The organism is Pseudomonas sp. CFII64, from assembly GCF_000416235.1.
Classification (GTDB): domain Bacteria; phylum Pseudomonadota; class Gammaproteobacteria; order Pseudomonadales; family Pseudomonadaceae; genus Aquipseudomonas.
In genome coordinates, this window is the sequence record NZ_ATLO01000049.1 from 436875 (window position 1) to 455998 (window position 19124).

Genomic DNA, 19124 nt, shown 5'->3' on the forward strand with positions numbered 1-19124 from the left:
ATCCGGGCGCGTCCCGACTAGACTGGCGACGTTCTTGTCGGGGTGCCTTGCTAAGAGGCTGAGATCGGTTAATCCGGATCCCGTTGAACCTGATCAGGTTAGCGCCTGCGTAGGGAACAAGATTTCTCGTCTCCCGGCGAGTCCTCTTGAGTGTCGTCCGGGGTCGTTGGTTCAGCATGAGCCGCCACACCTTCGCTCGATACTCAGCACCGCTCCAGGTGCGTCTTCTCGTCTTCAGGTTCGCTCCGACAATTAATCCGCCGCTGGATGATGTCTGGAGAGCCCGTGATGAGTACAAATCTAAAAAACGCCGCCAATTTGAGTGAATCCGCACAAGTCGATTCCGGATCGGTGCAGCCGTTTACCCGCTCGCAAAAAATCTACGTCGAGGGTTCGCGCCCGGACATCCGCGTGCCGATGCGCGAAGTTCACCTGGACGTGACGCCGACTGACTTCGGCGGCGAAATCAACGCGCCAGTGGTCGTTTATGACACGTCCGGCCCGTACACCGACCCCAACGTGATCATTGATGTGCGCAAAGGCCTGGCCGACGTTCGTTCGCCATGGATCGACTCGCGCAATGACACCGAACGCCTGCCGGGCCTGAGTTCGAGTTTTGGCCAGCAACGCCTTGGCGATGCCGAACTGACGCGCCTGCGTTTCGCCCATGTGCGCAATCCGCGTCGGGCCAAGGCCGGCGCCAACGTCAGCCAGATGCACTATGCGCGTCAGGGAATTATTACCGCCGAGATGGAATACGTCGCCATCCGCGAGAACATGAAGTTGCAGGAAGCCCGCGCCGCCGGTCTGCTGACCCAGCAACACGCCGGGCACAGCTTCGGCGCCAGCGTACCGAAAGAAATCACCGCTGAGTTCGTCCGTGAGGAAATCGCCCGCGGGCGCGCAATCATCCCGGCCAACATCAACCACACCGAACTTGAGCCGATGATCATCGGCCGCAACTTCCTGGTGAAGATCAACGGCAACATCGGCAACAGCGCGCTGGGTTCTTCCATCGAAGAAGAAGTCGCCAAGCTGACCTGGGGCATTCGCTGGGGTTCGGACACGGTCATGGACTTGTCCACCGGCAAACACATCCACGAAACCCGCGAGTGGATCATCCGTAACTCGCCGGTGCCGATCGGTACCGTACCGATCTATCAGGCCCTGGAAAAAGTCGGCGGCGCCGCCGAAGACCTGACCTGGGAGCTGTTCCGCGACACGCTGATCGAGCAGGCCGAGCAAGGCGTCGATTACTTCACCATCCATGCCGGCGTGTTGCTGCGCTATGTGCCGCTGACCGCCAAGCGCGTGACCGGCATCGTCAGTCGCGGCGGTTCGATCATGGCCAAGTGGTGCCTGGCGCATCACCAGGAAAACTTCCTCTACACGCACTTCGAAGACATATGCGAAATCATGAAAGCCTACGACGTCAGCTTCTCGCTGGGCGATGGCTTGCGTCCGGGCTCGATTGCCGACGCCAACGACGCCGCGCAGTTCGGCGAGCTGGAAACCCTCGGCGAGCTGACCAAGATCGCCTGGAAGCACGACGTGCAGACCATGATCGAAGGCCCCGGTCACGTGCCGATGCAGTTGATCAAAGAGAACATGGACAAGCAGCTGGAATGCTGTGACGAGGCGCCGTTCTACACCCTCGGCCCGCTGACCACCGACATTGCGCCGGGTTACGACCACATCACCTCGGGCATCGGCGCAGCGATGATCGGCTGGTTCGGTTGCGCCATGCTCTGTTACGTCACGCCCAAGGAACACTTGGGCCTGCCGAACAAGGATGACGTGAAGACCGGGATCATCACCTACAAGATCGCCGCGCACGCCGCCGACCTCGCCAAAGGCCATCCCGGCGCGCAGATTCGCGACAACGCCTTGAGCAAGGCGCGTTTCGAGTTCCGCTGGGAAGACCAGTTCAACCTCGGCCTCGATCCGGACACCGCGCGTTCGTATCACGACGAAACCCTGCCCAAGGATTCGGCCAAGGTCGCGCATTTCTGCTCCATGTGCGGGCCGAAATTCTGCTCGATGAAAATCACCCAGGAAGTTCGCGAATACGCGGCCAACCAGCGCATTGAAACGGTGGATGCGGAGGTTGCCAAGGGTTTGGCGGAACAGGCTGAACGCTTCAAGCAGGAAGGTAGCCAGCTGTACAAGAAGGTTTGATTGTACGAGGCATCGTTGCCCGACCGTAGGACCGGCTTCAGCCGGGAGGGCGTCCTCCCGGCTGAAGCCGGTCCTACGGGATATCCGCATCTCTTCGAGATCACCCCATGAACACCCCCAGCACCTATTCACCCGATATTCCCGTCCCCGCAGGCAAGCGTGTCTTCGGCGGGCGAGATTTGTTTTCCCTGTGGTTCTCTCTCGGCATCGGCCTGATGGTCCTGCAAACCGGGGCCTTGCTGGCGCCGGGGCTGGGCATGGCGGGTTCGCTGCTGGCGATTTTCCTTGGCACGCTGGTTGGCGTTCTGCTACTGGCGGCCGTTGGCGTCATCGGCAGCGACACCGGTTTGTCGTCCATGGCCGCACTCAAGCTCAGCCTGGGCAGCAAAGGCGCGTCGTTACCGGCCGTCCTGAACCTGCTGCAATTGGTGGGTTGGGGCTCGTTTGAAATCATCGTCATGCGTGATGCCGCCAGTCTTTTGGGCGCACGAGCGTTTGGCGAGGGCAGCATGTTGAACAGTCCTTTGCTTTGGACGTTGTTCTTTGGCGGCCTGGCAACCTTGCTCGCCGTCAGCGGCCCGCTGACGTTCGTGCGGCAGATTCTGCGCAAATGGGGCATCTGGCTATTGCTGGCCGCGTGCCTGTGGCTGACCTGGAACCTGTTTGCCAAGGCGGATCTGGCCGCGCTCTGGTCCCGCGCCGGGGACGGTTCGCTGCCGTTTGCAGTCGGCTTTGATATCGCTATCGCCATGCCATTGTCGTGGCTGCCGCTGATTGCCGATTATTCGCGCTTCGGCAAGCGCGCGAAAAACGTCTTCGGCGGTACGGCGCTGGGCTTCTTTATCGGTAACTTCTGGCTGATGAGCCTGGGCGTCGCGTACACGCTGGCGTTCGCGCCGAGTGGCGAAGTCAATGCGCTGCTGCTGGCGTTGGCCGGGGCTGGCCTGGGGATTCCACTGTTGCTGATTTTGCTCGACGAGTCGGAAAACGCCTTTGCCGATATTCACTCGGCGGCGGTATCCAGCGGGATGTTAGTGCGGGTGAAGGTTGAACACCTGGCGTTGGCCATTGGCCTGATCTGCACGCTGATCGCCTGTTTCGCACCGCTGGCGCAGTATCAGAACTTCCTGTTGCTGATCGGCTCGGTGTTCGCGCCGCTGTTCGGCGTGGTGCTGGTGGATCACTTCATTCTGCGCGGGCGCAGCAGCCAGGTCGCAACCGTCGGTTTTCGCTGGTTGACGCTGCTGGCCTGGCTGGGCGGGGTCAGCACGTATCACTTGCTGGCCAATCTGTATCCGGATGTTGGCGCAACACTGCCAGCGATCATCGTCGCTGGCGTGCTGCAACTGCTGTTGGGAAAAACCCTCAACCGCGGCCGGGGAACAGTTCCGGCTTGAGGATGCCATTGAGCTGCGGATATGGAATCTTCAGCTCGATGTGGCCCATGGAGTAGGGCGCGATGGTCGTCACCGGATACTTGAGGATCATCGCGCCATAGGTCAGGGCGATGTTTGGCGTTTTCTTGAACGGCCAGGTTTTGCTGAACTCGGCATCTTCGTTCATCTTGGTCGAGACCAGCCAGCCCTGGTGCGACAGTTCGGCTTTCTGCCAGAACTCGCTTTCCTTGCCCGGGATGATCATGTCGGCAAGGGTCAACACGCGCTGCTGCGGCCGCGAATAGTTGATGAACGCCCGACCCGGCTCGCCGTGGGCGCCGCCGCCATCGAGATAACTCGACAGCTCGATCACCACGATACCGTCATGCTGCTCGCGTACCTTGGCCTGCAGATAGCTGGCATTGCGGCCTTCGGTGTCGCGCAGGTATTGCTCCTGATACGCCTTGAGCGTCGGCGCCACGGGGGCGCTTGAGTCGGTGCGCGTCAGTTGCAGCAAGGTTTTCTGCACGATGGCGTCGAGTTTCGGCTCGTCGGCAAAATGTACGGTATCGATGTTGACCAACGGACAATCGGCCGTGGTGCAGCCCGGCTTGATCAGCTCGGAAGCGTCGCGCTGGACTTGCAGCGGGGCACGGTAGTTAGGTTGGAACAGACTCTGGCAAGCGCCCAGCATCAAGGCCAGGCAAGCCAGTGAAGCGATCCTCAGTAACGACATGTTGATCCTTTGCGGTGGCAATTAAGGCGGTTACGTTGTTCGTATGCAGGCTGCTTGGACTGCAAACAGGGCCATCGGTTCGCCGCTTGGCGGATTAGAGTTCGTTTCGCTATCGCCCGTCTACCCTGCATATTTGAAGGGGGTGCGACGCGGCTTGTGTTGAAACGGCATCAGACTCTAGGATGGCACGAAGCCAAAGATTGCCTTAAGCGAGAACTGTATGACTGAACCGACCCGATCAAACCCGACGGCTTATGAAATTACCCAGCGCGACAACTGCTTCCAGGGTTTTTACAAACTGGACAAGCTGTTCCTGCGCCATGAGCTGTTCGCCGGCGGGATGAGCAAGCAGATCAGTCGCGAGCTTTTCGTGCGCCACGACGCCGTTTGCGTACTGCCGTACGACGCCAAGCGCGACGAAGTGGTCTTGATCGAGCAGTTCCGGGTGGGCGCCGTGGAGAAAACCGGCAATCCGTGGCTGATCGAATTGGTGGCGGGTCTGATCGACAAGGCCGAGGAACCGGAAGAGGTTGCCCACCGCGAGGCAGAAGAGGAAGCTGGGCTGGTGTTCAGTGCGTTGTGGCCCATCACCAAATATTTTCCTTCGCCCGGCGGCAGTGATGAATTCGTTCATCTTTATCTGGGTCGTTGCGAAAGCGAGGGCGCCGGGGGATTGCACGGACTGGAAGAGGAAGGGGAAGATATCCGCGTGACGGTCTGGGCACTGGACGATGCACTGCAAGCCGTACGTGACGGCACAATCAAGAACGCTTCGACGATCATTGCCTTGCAATGGTTGGCGTTGAACCGTATCGAAGTCAGGGGGTTATGGTCGTGAATCCTGTGCGCGAGCGCTATCGAGTTGATCTGGTGGGCCTGCAAGCGGCCTGCGAGGCCAACTATGCGCGCTTGATGCGATTGCTGCCGGACATGCGCAATGAGCAACGCTCGCGGCGCGTGGCTGTCACCCAGGGCGACCAGATGCTGGGCGTGCTGGCCGTCGAAGTGCTGCTCGATTGCCCGTACACCACCACCTTGCAAGTGCGCCAGGAACACAGCCTGCCGTGGCTGCCAGTGCCCCAACTGGAAGTGCAGGTTTACCACGACGCCCGCATGGCCGAAGTCATCGGTGCCGAACACGCCCGTCGTTTTCGCGGCATTTACCCGTATCCCAATGCCGACATGCACCAGCCTGACGAAAAGGCCCAGCTCAACCTGTTCCTCGGCGAATGGCTGAGCCATTGCCTGGCGTGCGGCCATGAGTTTGAAGCGGTGCGCTGAGTGATGTCGGCACATTTGTGATCCAGGCCCGTCTTGCGGGTTTACCCGCCTTCATCATCGCCACATAATCGCGCTGAATCCGCTCAAGGAGACGGCCTTTGCCGCGCCCATCCGATAACAGTTCTTCGGTCCTGATGGTCCAGCTGTCCGACAGCCATTTGTTCGCCTCGGCGGATGGCACGCTGTTGGGCATGAAAACCCGGGACAGCCTGCAGAAGGTCATCGAACAGGTGTTGGCCGAGCAGCCGCAGGTTGATCTGGTGGTTGCCAGTGGCGATGTCTCACAAGACGGCAGTGTTGAGTCCTACGAAGCGTTTCGGCAATTGAGCGGCCAGATTGAGGCTGAAAAGCGCTGGTTTCCCGGCAATCACGATGAATCCCTGGAAATGCAGCAGGCGGCGCAGGACAGTGATTTGCTCGACCCCATCATTGATGTCGGCAACTGGCGCGTTACGTTGCTGGATTCGTCGGTGCCTGGTTCGGTGCCCGGTTTGCTCCGGGACGGCCAATTGCAGCTGCTGGCGCAGTCGTTGCGCGCTGCGCCCGAGCGCCATCACCTGATTTGCCTGCACCACAATCCGGTGCCGATTGGTTGCGCGTGGATGGACCCGATTGGGTTGCGCAATCCAGATGCGCTGTTTGCGGTGCTTGAGGGTTTCCCGCAGGTGCGCGCGGTGCTCTGGGGGCATGTGCATCAGGAATACGATCAGCTGCGCGGTGCTATTCGCCTGCTGGCCTCGCCATCGACCTGCATCCAGTTCGCGCCGGGCAGCACGGACTTCAAGGTCGATACCGCCGCGCCGGGTTATCGCTGGTTGCGTCTGCATGATGACGGACGGCTTGAAACCGGGGTTTCCCGGGTGGTTGGCATGCACTTCGAGGTGGATTACGGTGGCGACGGTTATTGACCATTTCACCTGGAAACACCTGCGCACGAGTCTTCTGACGCTAGTCCCTGTAAACTGCGCGGCTTTGCACGGCTCAGTGTTCCAAGAGGGGACGACGTGAACAGCGAAAAACCCACACTTTTGTACATCCACGGCCTGAACAGCTCGGCTCAATCGAAGAAAGCCAGTCAGTTGATCGCCTTGATGCAGTCACTTGGCTTGAGCGAGCAATTGCGCGTGCCGGAACTGCATCACCACCCGCGCCAAGCCATGCTCCAGCTGGAATCCGCTGTCGAAGCACTGGGTCGGCCACTGCTGGTCGGCAGCTCGCTCGGCGGCTACTATGCGACTCACCTGGCGCAGCGCCATGGACTGAAGGCCGTGCTGATCAATCCGGCGGTCAATCCGCACCAGTTATTCGACGGATTTGTCGGCACTCAGCAGAATCTTTACACCGGCGAAACCTGGGAGTTGACTCACGATCACGTTGTGGCTTTGAGCGAGCTGGAAGTCCCCGCGCCTCAAGACCCGCAGCGTTTTCAAGTCTGGCTGCAGACGGGCGACGAAACCCTGGATTACCGCCGTGCCGAAACGTTTTATCGCGCTTGCGCTCTGCGCATTCAGGCTGGCGGCGATCACAGTTATCAGGGTTTCGCCGCACAATTGCCCGCGCTGTTGAGTTTTGCCGGGTTTGCGCCTGAATTGTTGCAGGCGATTGATGTTTCGACGTTGTAACCCGAGACATGTATTACCTATTGAAACTCTGTAATCCCACGAACATCTGATGACGAGACCCCATGGCCACTCCCAGCGCTAGCTCTTATAACGCCGACGCCATCGAAGTCCTCTCGGGCCTCGACCCGGTTCGCAAGCGGCCGGGCATGTACACCGACACCTCGCGGCCGAACCACCTCGCCCAGGAAGTCATCGACAACAGCGTCGACGAAGCCCTGGCCGGTCATGCGAAATCGGTACAGGTCATCCTGCACGCCGACAATTCCCTGGAAGTGTCCGATGACGGGCGCGGTATGCCGGTGGACATTCACCCGGAAGAAGGCGTGTCCGGTGTCGAACTGATCCTGACCAAGCTCCACGCCGGCGGCAAATTCTCCAACAAGAACTACCAGTTTTCCGGCGGCCTGCACGGCGTGGGTATTTCGGTGGTCAACGCGCTGTCGACCCTCGTCAAGGTGCGGGTCAAGCGCGACGGCAACGAATACGAAATGACCTTTGCCGACGGCTATAAAGCCTCGGAACTGGCAATCGTCGGCACCGTTGGCAAGCGCAATACCGGCACCAGCGTGTATTTCGCGCCTGACCCGAAGTATTTCGATACGCCGAAATTCTCGGTCAGCCGCCTCAAACATGTGCTCAAGGCCAAGGCCGTATTGTGTCCGGGTCTGCTGGTCAGCTTCGAAGACAAGGCCAGCGGCGAGAAAGTCGAGTGGCACTACGAAGACGGCCTGCGCTCGTACCTGGAGGATTCGGTCAGCGATTTCCTGCGCCTGCCGGACGAGCCGTTCTGTGGCAGTTTCGCCGGCAACAAAGAAGCCATCGACTGGGCGTTGCTGTGGTTGCCGGAAGGCGGCGACAGCGTGCAGGAAAGCTACGTCAACCTGATCCCGACCCAGCAAGGCGGCACCCACGTCAACGGTTTGCGTCAGGGCTTGCTGGATGCGATGCGCGATTTCTGCGAATACCGCAACTTGCTGCCGCGCGGCGTGAAACTCGCTCCGGAAGACGTCTGGGAACGCATTGCCTTCGTCCTGTCGATGAAGATGCAGGAACCGCAATTCTCCGGCCAGACCAAGGAACGCCTGTCTTCCCGTGAGGCGGCGGCGTTTGTGTCCGGCGTGGTCAAGGATGCGTTCAGCCTGTGGCTCAATGCCAACTCCGAACTTGGCGTGCAACTGGCCGAGCTGGCGATCAACAACGCCGGTCGTCGCCTCAAGGCCAGCAAGAAAGTCGAACGCAAGCGTATTACTCAAGGACCGGCATTGCCGGGCAAGTTGGCGGACTGCGCCGGACAGGACCCGATGCGTTCCGAGCTGTTTCTGGTGGAAGGTGATTCCGCAGGCGGTTCGGCCAAGCAGGCGCGGGACAAAGAGTTTCAAGCGATCCTGCCGTTACGCGGCAAGATCCTCAACACCTGGGAAGTCGATGGCGGCGAAGTGCTTGCCAGTCAGGAAGTGCACAACATCGCGGTCGCCATTGGTGTCGATCCGGGCGCGGCGGACATCAGCCAGCTGCGTTACGGCAAGGTCTGCATCCTCGCCGACGCCGACTCCGACGGTTTGCACATCGCGACCCTGCTCTGCGCTTTGTTCGTCCAGCATTTCCGCCCGCTGGTAGATGCTGGCCATGTGTACGTGGCCATGCCGCCGCTGTATCGCATCGATTTGGGCAAGGACATTTATTACGCTCTGGATGAAGCCGAGCGTGACGGGATTCTCGATCGTCTGGTCGCCGAAAAGAAACGCGGCAAGCCGCAGGTCACGCGATTCAAAGGTCTGGGCGAAATGAACCCGCCGCAGTTGCGCGAAACCACCATGGACCCGAACACGCGGCGTCTGGTGCAGCTGACGCTGGATGATTTCGAAGCGACCTCGGAAATGATGGACATGCTGCTGGCCAAGAAGCGCGCCGGTGATCGCAAGTCCTGGCTGGAATCCAAAGGCAACCTGGCCGAGGTTCTGACTTGATGCGAGGCTGGCTTGCCGGTTTGTTGCTGATGGTTGCTGTACCGGTCTTTGCAGTCCCGCTGGAAGAGTTGAGCCTGGTTTCCGAGCATCCCGTGGATGGCATGGTGGGCGGCAATCTATCCGGCCTGGCTGCCTGTGGCGGCCAGTTGTGGACGGTTTCCGACCGCGATGATGACGTGCTGTACAGCCTGGATATCGCAGGTGTGGTCTGGCAAGCGCAGGCGAATGCGCTGCAGATTCCGCCGGTTCCCGAAAGCCATTTGCCGGGTACGTTACAGTCGATGGCCAAGGTGTCTGCGCTGGTTCGTGGCGGCAGCCTGGACTTTGAAGGTGTGAGCTGTGACGCCGCAGGCAATCGGTATCTGGTCAGCGAGGCTTTCGCCTTGGTCCTCAAGGTGCCTGCACAAGGCGCGCCGGTCTGGCTGGATTTGCCCGCCGCACTGGTGGAACAGGCTCGGGCCAAAGGCATGTTGCAGCACTTCAACGGTATTTTTGAAGGCATTGCGGTCAATCCGGCGGGAGACCGGTTGTGGCTGGCCGCCGAGCGCGAGCAGCGCGGCTTGCTGGTCGTCAGCCGGGAAAACGACTCGTGGCAGTGCAAGGGCAGCTGCGTATTGCGCACTGAACCGGGCCAGGACGTGCTGCCGGCGCAAGTGGGCGGCAAAACGGTGTCACGGGATTTTTCCGACCTGTCGCTGTTCAACGGCAAGCTGTACGCGTTGGAACGCTCGGCATACCGCATTTGTCGGCGCACGTTGGAAACCGGCAAGACCGAGCGCTGCTGGTCGTTTGCCAGGGAAGCGTTGCGGCCTGATCGTCTTTATAGTCAGCGCTACGGCCTGACCGAGGCATTGGTGGTTGATGCTACCGGGGCGTGGGTCGGCACCGATAACAATTTTGGCGAGCGCGCCGATGGCGAGAAACGCCCGGTGGTGTGGCGTTTCGCAGCCCCCAAAAGCGGCTGGAGTGAGAAACGATGAGTCAACAGCCGCCCGGCAAGCGTGCGGGCAAGGTGTTGATGCTGCTGGCGTGGGGCGCCGGGCTGTTTCTGGCGACCCGTTATTTTGGCGAATGGGAGCAGCGTCAGGAAAATCCCAACGCGGTCGTCACGTCGCAACACGGTAACGGTTACATCGAAGTGCAGCTGGTGGGCAACCGACAGGGGCACTTCGTCAGCACGGGCAAGATCAATGGTCGAACCGTGCAGTTTTTGCTGGATACCGGCGCCACGGACGTGGCAATTCCGGGCAAGGTGGCGGACATCTTGCAACTGCCGCGAGGCGTGCCGTTGGTGGTGAGTACCGCCAACGGGCGTACCGAAGGCTTTCGAACTTCGCTGGAACGCCTGCAGATCGGCGATATCGTGCTGCACAATGTGCGCGCCCTGGTGGTGCCCGGGCTGGACGGCGAGCAAGTGCTGCTGGGCATGAGCGCTATGAAACAACTTGAATTCACCCAGCGCGGCGGCAACATGCTGCTGCGCCAGACGACCAAATAATGAGGCCCGCATGAGCGACATCCTTGCAGACAGCTTAGATGGCGTAGAACGCCGATCACTGGCTGACTTCACCGAACAGGCCTACCTCAACTACTCCATGTACGTAATCATGGATCGTGCCTTGCCGCACATCGGCGACGGCCTCAAGCCCGTGCAACGGCGCATCATCTACGCCATGAGCGAGCTGGGCCTGGACGCTGATTCCAAACACAAGAAGTCGGCGCGTACCGTCGGTGACGTGCTCGGCAAGTTCCACCCGCACGGCGACTCGGCCTGCTACGAAGCCATGGTTTTGATGGCGCAGCCGTTCAGCTATCGCTACACGCTGGTGGACGGCCAGGGCAACTGGGGTGCTCCGGATGATCCCAAGTCCTTCGCCGCCATGCGTTACACCGAAGCGCGGCTGTCGCGCTATTCCGAAGTGCTGCTCAGCGAACTGGGCCAGGGCACGGCGGACTGGGTGCCGAACTTCGACGGCACCCTGAACGAACCTGCGGTATTGCCGGCACGTTTGCCGAATATCCTGCTCAACGGCACGACTGGCATCGCGGTCGGCATGGCCACCGACGTGCCGCCGCACAACCTGCGCGAAGTGGCCACGGCGTGCGTGCGTTTGCTGGATGAGCCGAAAGCGACGGTCGCCGAGCTGTGCGAACACATCCTCGGCCCGGATTACCCGACCGAAGCGGAAATCATTACGCCCCGCGCCGATCTGCTGAAGATGTACGAAACCGGCAAAGGCTCGGTGCGCATGCGTGCCGTCTACCACATTGAAGATGGCGACATCGTCGTCACCTCGCTGCCGCATCAGGTCTCTGGCGCCAAGGTCATCGAACAGATCGCCGGGCTGATGCAGGCCAAGCCCTCCAAGGCGCCACAGGTCGCCGACCTGCGTGACGAGTCGGACCACGAGAACCCGTGCCGCCTGGTGATCATCCCGGTCAACAGCCGGGTCGACCATGACGCGCTGATGCAGCACCTGTTCGCGACCACCGATCTGGAGTCCAGCTACCGGGTCAACATCAACATCATTGGCCTGGACGGCAAGCCGCAGCTGAAAAACCTGCGCGCCTTGCTGGTGGAATGGCTGGAATTCCGCACCAATACCGTTCGCCGCCGCTTGCAGTTCCGCCTCGATAAAGTGGATCGTCGCCTGCATCTGTTGGACGGTTTGCTGATCGCTTACCTGAATCTGGATGAAGTGATTCACATCATCCGCACGGAAGAGCATCCGCGCGCCAGATTGATCGAGCGCTTCGAACTGAGCGAAATCCAGGCCGATTACATTCTCGATACGCGCTTGCGTCAGTTGGCGCGCCTCGAAGAAATGAAGCTGCGTAACGAACAGGATGAACTGAACAAGGAGCGCGCCAAGCTCATGGCATTGCTGGGCAGTGAAGCCAAGCTCAAGAAGCTGGTGCGCAGCGAAATCATCAAGGACGCCGAAACCTATGGCGACGACCGCCGCTCGCCGATTGTCGAGCGTGCCGAAGCCAAGGCGCTGACCGAACACGATCTGCTGCCCAACGAGAAGGTGACCGTTGTTCTGTCGGAAAAAGGTTGGGTGCGCTCAGCCAAAGGTCACGACATCGATGCGACCGGGCTTTCCTACAAGGCGGGAGACGGTTTCCTGACCGCCGCTGCGGGCCGTTCCAATCAATACGCGGTGTTTATCGACTCGACCGGGCGCAGCTATTCCTTGGCGGCTCACACGCTGCCGTCGGCGCGAGGCCAGGGCGAACCCCTGACCGGCAAGCTCCAGCCGCCGCCGGGCGCGACCTTCGAATGCGTGTTGCTGCCTGAAGATGACGCGCTGTACGTGATCGCCTCGGATGCCGGCTACGGCTTCGTGGTCAAGGGCGAAGACCTGCAAGCCAAGAACAAGGCGGGCAAGGCGTTGTTGAGTCTGCCTGCCGGAGCCAAGGTGATTCTGCCGCGCACAGTGCCGGATCGTGAGCAGAACTGGCTGGCGGCGGTGACCACTGAAGGCCGCCTGCTGATCTTCAAGATCAGCGATTTGCCGCAGCTGGGCAAAGGCAAGGGCAACAAGATCATCGGCATCCCGGGAGATCGGGTGGCGAGTCGTGAAGAGTACGTGACCGATCTGGCAGTGATCCCGCAAGGGGCGACATTGGTCCTGCAGGCGGGCAAACGAACCCTGTCGCTCAAGCCTGATGACCTCGAACATTACAAGGGCGAGCGAGGTCGGCGGGGTAATAAGTTGCCAAGGGGCTTCCAGCGTGTCGATGCGCTGTTGGTGGAAAACGTCGGATAATGGCGGTTTAGAGCTATTAGTCTTCGTTTTGCCATGAAGATCGCCGCATAATCGCTGGAGTCATAGCGCATATTCACGGATGATATGACGTCTTGTGGCGTCGGCGTGGCTGAATGCCTTCATGATTTGTGAGTATTTGCACTGTGGTTCGCCTCGCGGCTGCCACCTGGATGGGACGATGAATCTTCTACGCCTTCCCGTTGTTTTGTTGATGACCAGCGTTTTGGGTCTGGCTGGTTGCAGTGTGCATCAGCCGACTGCGCTTTATCAGTTGGACAGTGGTACACCTGGGCAGCCTACCCGCAGCACAGGGTTGGCTGTTTTACTGGGTCCGGTAACCGTGGCCGACTACCTGCAACGCGAAACGCTGTTGCAGCGTCAGCCAGATGGCAGCCTGACTGCGTCCCAGGAAGGACGCTGGGCGGGTAGCCTGTCTTCGGACATTGATCAGCTTCTGCTGCGCCAATTGGCCTGGAAGCTGGACAGCCAGCGCGTAGTACTCGCGCCGGCCGTCACTGATTTCACGCCTGACGTGCAGGTGGTGCTTTCCATCACCCGCCTGGATTCCGGTGCCAAACAACCTGCAATCCTGGATGCCCAATGGCGCTTGCTGGACCGCAAGGGTCAGGTACGCGACAGCCGCATTGTCCATCTGCAGGAACTGCATGCCGGAACTTCGGCCGATCAGGTTCGTGCTCAGGGTGTCTTGTTGCAGCGTCTGGCCGATCAGCTGAGCTCGGCGGTCAAGCCGATTTCCTGGCAGCCGGTCGAGCAACCAAAGAAAGCCCCGGTGGCTCGCGCCAAAGAGCCGGAGAAGCCCAAGATGCCGATGGCACTGCCGATCCGTACCGATCTGGAAGTGTTCCGCTTCTGACCGGCAGAATCAAAAAACCCGCAGCGATGCGGGTTTTTTTTGTATTCAGATTGGCGTGTATCCACAGGAGCGGCTTTAGCCGCGAATTACGCCCTCCCGGCTGAAGCCGGTCCTACGGCATTGGCGTCGATCCACAGGAGCGGCTTTAGCCGCGAATTACGCCCTCCCGGCTGAAGCCGGTCTTACGGCATTAGCGTGTATCCGTAGGAGCGGCTTTAGCCGCGAAGTACGTTCTCCCGGCTGAAGCCGGTCCTGCAGCATCGCGGCATAGCCGTCATTCGGATCAGGCCTTGCGCGTCTCGTGCATGCGTGCGAGTTGGCGTTCGAGCATGGATGGATAGGGTTCCATCAGGCGCTCGACGCAGCAGGCGCCTTCCGGACTGGCGATCGGGCGGATGCGCGCACGTTGACGAATCAGCGCGTCGTCGTTGATCTTGCGCTCGACCAGCAGCAGGTTGCGGCTGTGCTGGGAAAGGGCCAAAGCATCCTGCGCCGTTTCGGTGAGCAGCAGATCGATCTGGCTCAGGCCGGACAGCCCTTCGCCCAGTGTCAGGCCCAATTGCAATTGCAGGGTGATGCCGCTGTCGGCGACTTCGATCTGCAAGGCATGGCTCAGCGCCCGCAGCAACTCGCCGCAGCAAATGGCGTTGGTCAGGTAGTCGTCGCCGCTTGCTTCGCTGTGGAACAGCATCAGGGTGCTGCCATCGTTGAGCGTATGCAGTTCGCCTTCATACAGCGACGAAGCCTGATCCAGGCAATCGCGGTAACGTTGCAGCAAATCCGTCAGGCGGGCGCGAGGCAGGCGGCGCAGTTGATCCTGGGAGCCGAGTTGCACAGCCAGGACTGCGCTCGGTTGCGGCGTGCTCGGTGCGAGCGGCGCCTTGCTGACGACAGGCGCCGGGCTGGCGCTGTCACGCAGATCGGCGAACGGATCGTCTTCGTCCTCTTCATCTTCCTCGGCAACCAGTCGACGCTGCACGGGCGGAGCTGGCAAGCGTGGCTTGGGTGCTTCATCGAAGCCTGGCTCGCGCGCATTGCGGCCTTTGAACGCCGGCTCGGCTTCTTCTTCCTGCTCCAGATACGGATCGTCGCCTTCGTCGTCGACGTATTCCGGCTCGGGTTCAGGCTCGGGCTCCGGCATTGGCGGGGCAAAGGACGTTTGCAGCTGGCGGGCCAGATCACCGATTTCGTCCTGACGCTCCACCGCTGGGGTGTACGGATCGATATCGCGCAGCCAGACGCGCAATTGCAGCAGCGGCGTGGAAATATGGCGACCCAGGCGCAAGCTCAATGCCAGGGCCAGCGCGAGCAGAATCCCGGCCAGAATGCCCATGCTTTGCAGGCTGATGGTCATCGGCTGCTGGAATTGACTCATGTCCAGGCTGATGCGCAGGTGCCCGGCCATCACATCCTGAAAGGTGATCTTGATTTCATACAGGCCTTCGGCTTCGCCCAACAACCCGTTTTTCGGGCGCTGACCGGCTTCGGCAAGGATGCGATTGTCCACGCTGTAAATGGCGGCATGGGCTACAAGCGGGTTCTTCACCAGATTGCCGAGCAGCACGTTGAGGCTGAGGATGTCGTTGGACACCAGCAGTTCAGTGGCTGAGGTTGCGGTCTGCGTGGTGAGTGCCTGGCCAAGTGCATCGGCCTGCTCATGCATGGCCTGCTTGAATTGCAAACCCATCACGCCCGCGTAAATCACCAGCGCCAAGGCGACGAGGATCACGTTATGGCTGGCAATGCGCAAAGCAATCGGAACACGGCGATGGCGCAGTGCACGGAAGATAAGCAGGAAGAAATTATCGGTTTTAACTGGCGTGGGCCGGTTCACAGAGCACGGCTCTTTCGGTGAAGTTGCCGCGCAGTATAACGACCGACCCAGTAGCGGCAAAGCGCTGCCTGTGCCCGGTGGTCACTGAAAGTGGTTAGAATGCGGTTTTTTTCCACTGCTGGGGTGCGTCTTGCGCGAAATCGTCCTGATTAACATCACAGGTGTTGACCGTCCGGGTCTCACTGCCGCCATCACTGGCGTGCTCGCGCAAGGCGGGGTGAACATTCTCGATATCGGTCAGGCGGTGATCCACGACACCTTGTCGTTCGGCATCCTGGTCGAAATTCCTGGCACCGAGCAAGGCTCTTCCGTGCTCAAGGACATTCTGTTCACGGCCTACAAGCTCGATCAGCAAGTGCGCTTCACGGCGGTGTCCGAAGAGGATTACCAGCATTGGGTCGACGGGCAGGGCAAGTCGCGGCATATCGTGACGCTGCTGACCCGCAAGGTCACCGCCGAGCAGTTGCAGCGGGTCAGTTCCATCACTGCCAGATACGGGCTGAACATCGACCAGATCGATCGTCTCTCCGGACGCATGCCGCTGGACACCCCCGCCGATCAGGGCAAGGGCTGCATCGAGTTTTCGGTGCGCGGCGAACCGGCTGATCCGAAGGCGATGCAGGCGGAATTCCTCAGCGTGGCTCAGGCGCTGAATGTCGATATCGCGTTCCAGCAGGATTCGCTGTTCCGGCGCAATCGGCGTCTGGCGGTGTTCGACATGGACTCGACGCTGATCGAAGCCGAAGTCATCGACGAGCTGGCCAAGGCCCACGGCGTGGGTGAGCAGGTGTCGGAAATCACTGAGCGCGCCATGCGCGGCGAACTGGATTTTCGCGCCAGCTTCAAGGAGCGCCTGGCGCTGCTCAAAGGGCTGGATGTCAGCGTGCTGGATGAAATCGGCGCATCGTTGCGTCTGACCGAAGGCGCTGAAACCCTGTTCGCAGAACTCAAGCGCCTGGGCTACAAGACGGCGATTCTGTCCGGCGGCTTCACCTATTTCGCCAAGCAACTGCAGACCAAGCTGGGCATTGATTATGTGTTCGCCAACGAGCTGGAAGTGGTGGACGGCAAATGCACCGGCAATGCCATCGAGCCGATTGTCGATGCGCAGCGCAAGGCGGACCTGCTGCGTGAGCTGGCGATCAAGGAAGGCCTGAGCCTGGAGCAGACCATTGCCGTGGGCGACGGCGCCAATGACTTGCCGATGCTGGCAATCGCCGGCCTGGGCGTGGCATTCCGTGCCAAACCGCTGGTCAAGCAGTCAGCCAAACAGGCGATCTCGACGCTGGGCCTGGACGGGATTCTTTACCTGCTCGGTTTCCGTGATCGGGATGGGCGTAACTGATTTTTCGCAGGGCCGGCTCGTTGGACCGGCTTTTCGTAGGACCGGCTTTATCCGGGAGGACACTATTCCTCGCAACAAGCCTGCATGGAATAAACAGGAGCTCTCCCGGCTAAAGCCGGTCCTACGAGCCGGTCCTACGAGTCTGTCCTACGAGCCGGTCCAACGTAAAGGTCCAGCAAGCCGGTCCAGCCGTTCCTGTTACAACGACGACCAAAGCGAATCGAATTCCTGCTCTGCCTTGGGCTGGTCGTTGCCGGTTTCCTTGGGCGCTTCGAAGGTTTCGTATTCGAACTGGTTGTAGCTGCCGCTGCTGGCGCGTCGGTTGTTGAGGGAGCCGCCGCGTTCTTCGCCGCCGATGTTGATCATCACGCTGTTGCCTTCCTGGAATGGCAGACGCGGGGCGAGGATTGTCGCGGGCTGTTCGATGGCGCGCACTTCCGGGAGCAGCAACGAACGCATGTAAGGGCTGTTCTGTCCGGGTCTGATCATCTGCAGGCCGCAGGGTTGCGCGAATGGCGCGATCAACTCGATCCCCATTTGCGTGCCGCCGCTGCGCACCTGGCGCACCCATCGCACAACCGCAATGCTCCAGCCCTGGCAGGCATCGTCCTGAATACCCACCAGTTCGCCCGCCTGCAACTGTGGCGGGACTTCCTTGGGCCACGCCAGGCAATATCCGCCGGGGCTGTGATTGACGATGTGCAGGTCGAAGGTCGGGAAGGTTTGCTGCGCATTGGACGCCGCTTCACCGCCTTCGGCTTCGGTTTGCTGATACTGGATCTCTTCAAACGGCAACAGCACTGACGAGGTGTTGCCGCGCTGGGTATCGAACGCAGTGGCCCAGGGATCGTCCGGTTTATCGCTGGCCAGTTCCATCTTGAATTGCGCGGCCTTGCTGATGACCGGTAATTGCAGCATGTCGCTGAATGAGCGCCGGCCACCGAGGTAATAATGCAGCGCGCTCATGCCGATGCACAGATTCAGCGTGCCCTGGCCCGGCGTGCGCTGAAACGTGCGCTCTGCCACGTCGCCCCATGCCGCAGCCAGATGCTGCAGCAAGTCGGTGGTGATGCCTTGAGGCACCAGCAATGGCAATTGCGGTCGCAGGTCGGCAGGCGTTTCCAGATAACGATTGATCATCGCCGCCAACGCCTGGGTATGCATGCCCAGCAGATCCGGGATCTGTTGTTCGGTGAACAGCGAGGTATAGAGCGGCGGTTTGTCCTGGTCGGGCGCGAGGGCGAACAGGCTGTTGTCGTCGGCCGGAAGTTGCAGGCGGACCAGTGAACTCCACGAATCCAGGACCTCGGCGAGACGACCTATATTGAGCTGACGCATCTGGTTGCAGCGTGAACAGCCCATCAACAACGCAACGAGGTAGGTCTGTTCGACAGTCATCGCCTTGACGTTATGCGCCAGCTCATCGTTCACCGCAACCAGATGCAACTGGTGCTGGCGGGCGATCTGATAAATCTTGTGCATCTCCAGCCACAGGCCTTCCTGGACCGGGCAATACAACTGATTGGCGCGAATCAAGGGGCCGTTGAGGCAATGCAGCGCCCGTTGTAACGCAGTGCTCAACAGCGAGATGCGGTCCTTGGTCAGGCGCGCAGCCACGCGCTGGATGATCAGCTTGTAACCCACGGCGAGATGGTTTTGCAGCGCCTGGCAAAGGTTGGCGACCTTGCGCGGGCGCTCGTCGAGCACGATGGCCTGATTGAGGAAGTGCCGCTCCAGATGCTTGCAGACGAAGTACACCTCGGGCCGCAGCAGTTCAAGCAGTTGCAGGCGGTTGTCGCTGGGCGTGAGTAACTGATTGAGTTCGCTGAGGCCCTGATAGAGCTGGCGCGCCATTTCGCCAAGATTGGCTTTGGGCAGGGTTGAGATCCAGCGTTTCAGGTCGCGAGGGTTTGCTTCACAGAATGTCAGGCTCGACTGCGTCGGCGTAGGGACACGCAACAACACGGGAAGGCTTGAAATGCTCATGTGACAGGCTGACTCCAACTGCTTACTGGCCCGAACGGCGGCATTCGATTCGCGCGTTAATAGCATTGACTCATTGAGAGTCGTGCAATCTGCATCAATGAAATGCGAAGTTTCCTACAGCGCCGATGCCGTGACTTTAACAGCATCGGCGT

Annotated in this window: 15 protein-coding genes and 1 riboswitch; of the genes, 12 read left to right on the plus strand and 3 right to left on the minus strand. The window is 60.3% G+C overall.

What is annotated here, in order from left to right; all coding sequences use genetic code 11:
• Nucleotides 1-28 precede the first annotated feature (28 nt).
• A riboswitch (TPP riboswitch) is annotated at nt 29-133 on the plus strand.
• Between the two features lie 155 nt (nt 134-288).
• Together thiC and cytX are read left to right on the plus strand one after the other, a co-directional pair.
• On the plus strand, nt 289-2178 hold the full coding sequence (gene thiC, locus CFII64_RS24845; protein WP_020293625.1) for a phosphomethylpyrimidine synthase ThiC: 1890 nt from the start codon (nt 289-291) through the stop codon (nt 2176-2178).
• A 107-nt stretch (nt 2179-2285) separates the two neighbouring features.
• The gene (gene cytX / locus CFII64_RS24850; RefSeq protein WP_020293626.1) at nt 2286-3575 is read left to right on the plus strand and encodes a putative hydroxymethylpyrimidine transporter CytX; all 1290 of its coding nucleotides are present in this window, start codon (nt 2286-2288) and stop codon (nt 3573-3575) included.
• Here cytX and CFII64_RS24855 read toward each other — a convergent pair.
• Entirely contained in the window at nt 3544-4290 is a 747-nt protein-coding gene (locus tag CFII64_RS24855; RefSeq protein WP_020293627.1) for an RsiV family protein, read from the minus strand. The two genes, cytX and CFII64_RS24855, sit on opposite strands and share 32 nt — an antisense overlap.
• A 220-nt stretch (nt 4291-4510) precedes the next feature.
• Here CFII64_RS24855 and CFII64_RS24860 point away from each other — a divergent pair, with 220 nt between their 5' ends.
• From CFII64_RS24860 to CFII64_RS24900, 9 genes are all read left to right on the plus strand, one after another.
• Nucleotides 4511-5128 carry an NUDIX domain-containing protein gene (locus CFII64_RS24860; RefSeq protein WP_020293628.1) on the plus strand — a complete coding sequence of 206 codons (618 nt, stop codon included), beginning with the start codon at nt 4511-4513 and terminating at the stop codon, nt 5126-5128.
• Nucleotides 5119-5571 (plus strand): DUF1249 domain-containing protein, encoded by a 453-nt coding sequence (locus tag CFII64_RS24865; RefSeq protein ID WP_020293629.1) that lies wholly within the window; start codon nt 5119-5121, stop codon nt 5569-5571. Before CFII64_RS24860 ends, CFII64_RS24865 begins: the two co-directional genes overlap by 10 nt.
• 98 nt (nt 5572-5669) lie before the next feature.
• Nucleotides 5670-6479, plus strand: coding sequence for a 3',5'-cyclic-AMP phosphodiesterase (cpdA, locus tag CFII64_RS24870; protein ID WP_020293630.1), 810 nt, complete (start codon nt 5670-5672; stop codon nt 6477-6479).
• Between the two features lie 96 nt (nt 6480-6575).
• The gene (locus CFII64_RS24875) at nt 6576-7193 is read left to right on the plus strand and encodes a YqiA/YcfP family alpha/beta fold hydrolase (RefSeq protein WP_020293631.1); all 618 of its coding nucleotides are present in this window, start codon (nt 6576-6578) and stop codon (nt 7191-7193) included.
• Nucleotides 7194-7255: 62 nt separating this feature from the next.
• Nucleotides 7256-9160, plus strand: coding sequence for a DNA topoisomerase IV subunit B (gene parE / locus CFII64_RS24880; protein ID WP_020293632.1), 1905 nt, complete (start codon nt 7256-7258; stop codon nt 9158-9160).
• Nucleotides 9160-10140: an esterase-like activity of phytase family protein gene (locus CFII64_RS24885; RefSeq protein ID WP_020293633.1), complete on the plus strand. Its 981-nt coding sequence runs from the start codon at nt 9160-9162 to the stop codon at nt 10138-10140. The genes parE and CFII64_RS24885 overlap by 1 nt, the downstream gene beginning before the upstream one ends.
• Complete coding sequence (locus CFII64_RS24890; protein ID WP_020293634.1) at nt 10137-10658, plus strand: TIGR02281 family clan AA aspartic protease; 522 nt, start codon at nt 10137-10139, stop codon at nt 10656-10658. The genes CFII64_RS24885 and CFII64_RS24890 overlap by 4 nt, the downstream gene beginning before the upstream one ends.
• Before the next feature lie 10 nt (nt 10659-10668).
• The gene (gene parC / locus CFII64_RS24895; RefSeq protein ID WP_020293635.1) at nt 10669-12933 is read left to right on the plus strand and encodes a DNA topoisomerase IV subunit A; all 2265 of its coding nucleotides are present in this window, start codon (nt 10669-10671) and stop codon (nt 12931-12933) included.
• Between the two features lie 178 nt (nt 12934-13111).
• On the plus strand, nt 13112-13807 hold the full coding sequence (locus tag CFII64_RS24900) for a membrane integrity-associated transporter subunit PqiC (RefSeq protein WP_020293636.1): 696 nt from the start codon (nt 13112-13114) through the stop codon (nt 13805-13807).
• A 283-nt stretch (nt 13808-14090) separates the two neighbouring features.
• On the opposite strand, the gene CFII64_RS24905 is transcribed toward CFII64_RS24900, so the two are convergent.
• Complete coding sequence (locus CFII64_RS24905) at nt 14091-15641, minus strand: HAMP domain-containing protein (RefSeq protein WP_020293637.1); 1551 nt, start codon at nt 15639-15641, stop codon at nt 14091-14093.
• A gap of 130 nt (nt 15642-15771) precedes the next feature.
• Here CFII64_RS24905 and serB point away from each other — a divergent pair, with 130 nt between their 5' ends.
• Nucleotides 15772-16986, plus strand: a complete 1215-nt coding sequence (serB, locus tag CFII64_RS24910; protein ID WP_020293638.1) for a phosphoserine phosphatase SerB — start codon at nt 15772-15774, stop codon at nt 16984-16986.
• 198 nt (nt 16987-17184) lie between these two features.
• Here serB and CFII64_RS24915 read toward each other — a convergent pair whose 3' ends face one another.
• Nucleotides 17185-18972 (minus strand): hypothetical protein, encoded by a 1788-nt coding sequence (locus CFII64_RS24915; RefSeq protein ID WP_020293639.1) that lies wholly within the window; start codon nt 18970-18972, stop codon nt 17185-17187.
• Between the last annotated feature and the right edge of the window lie 152 nt (nt 18973-19124).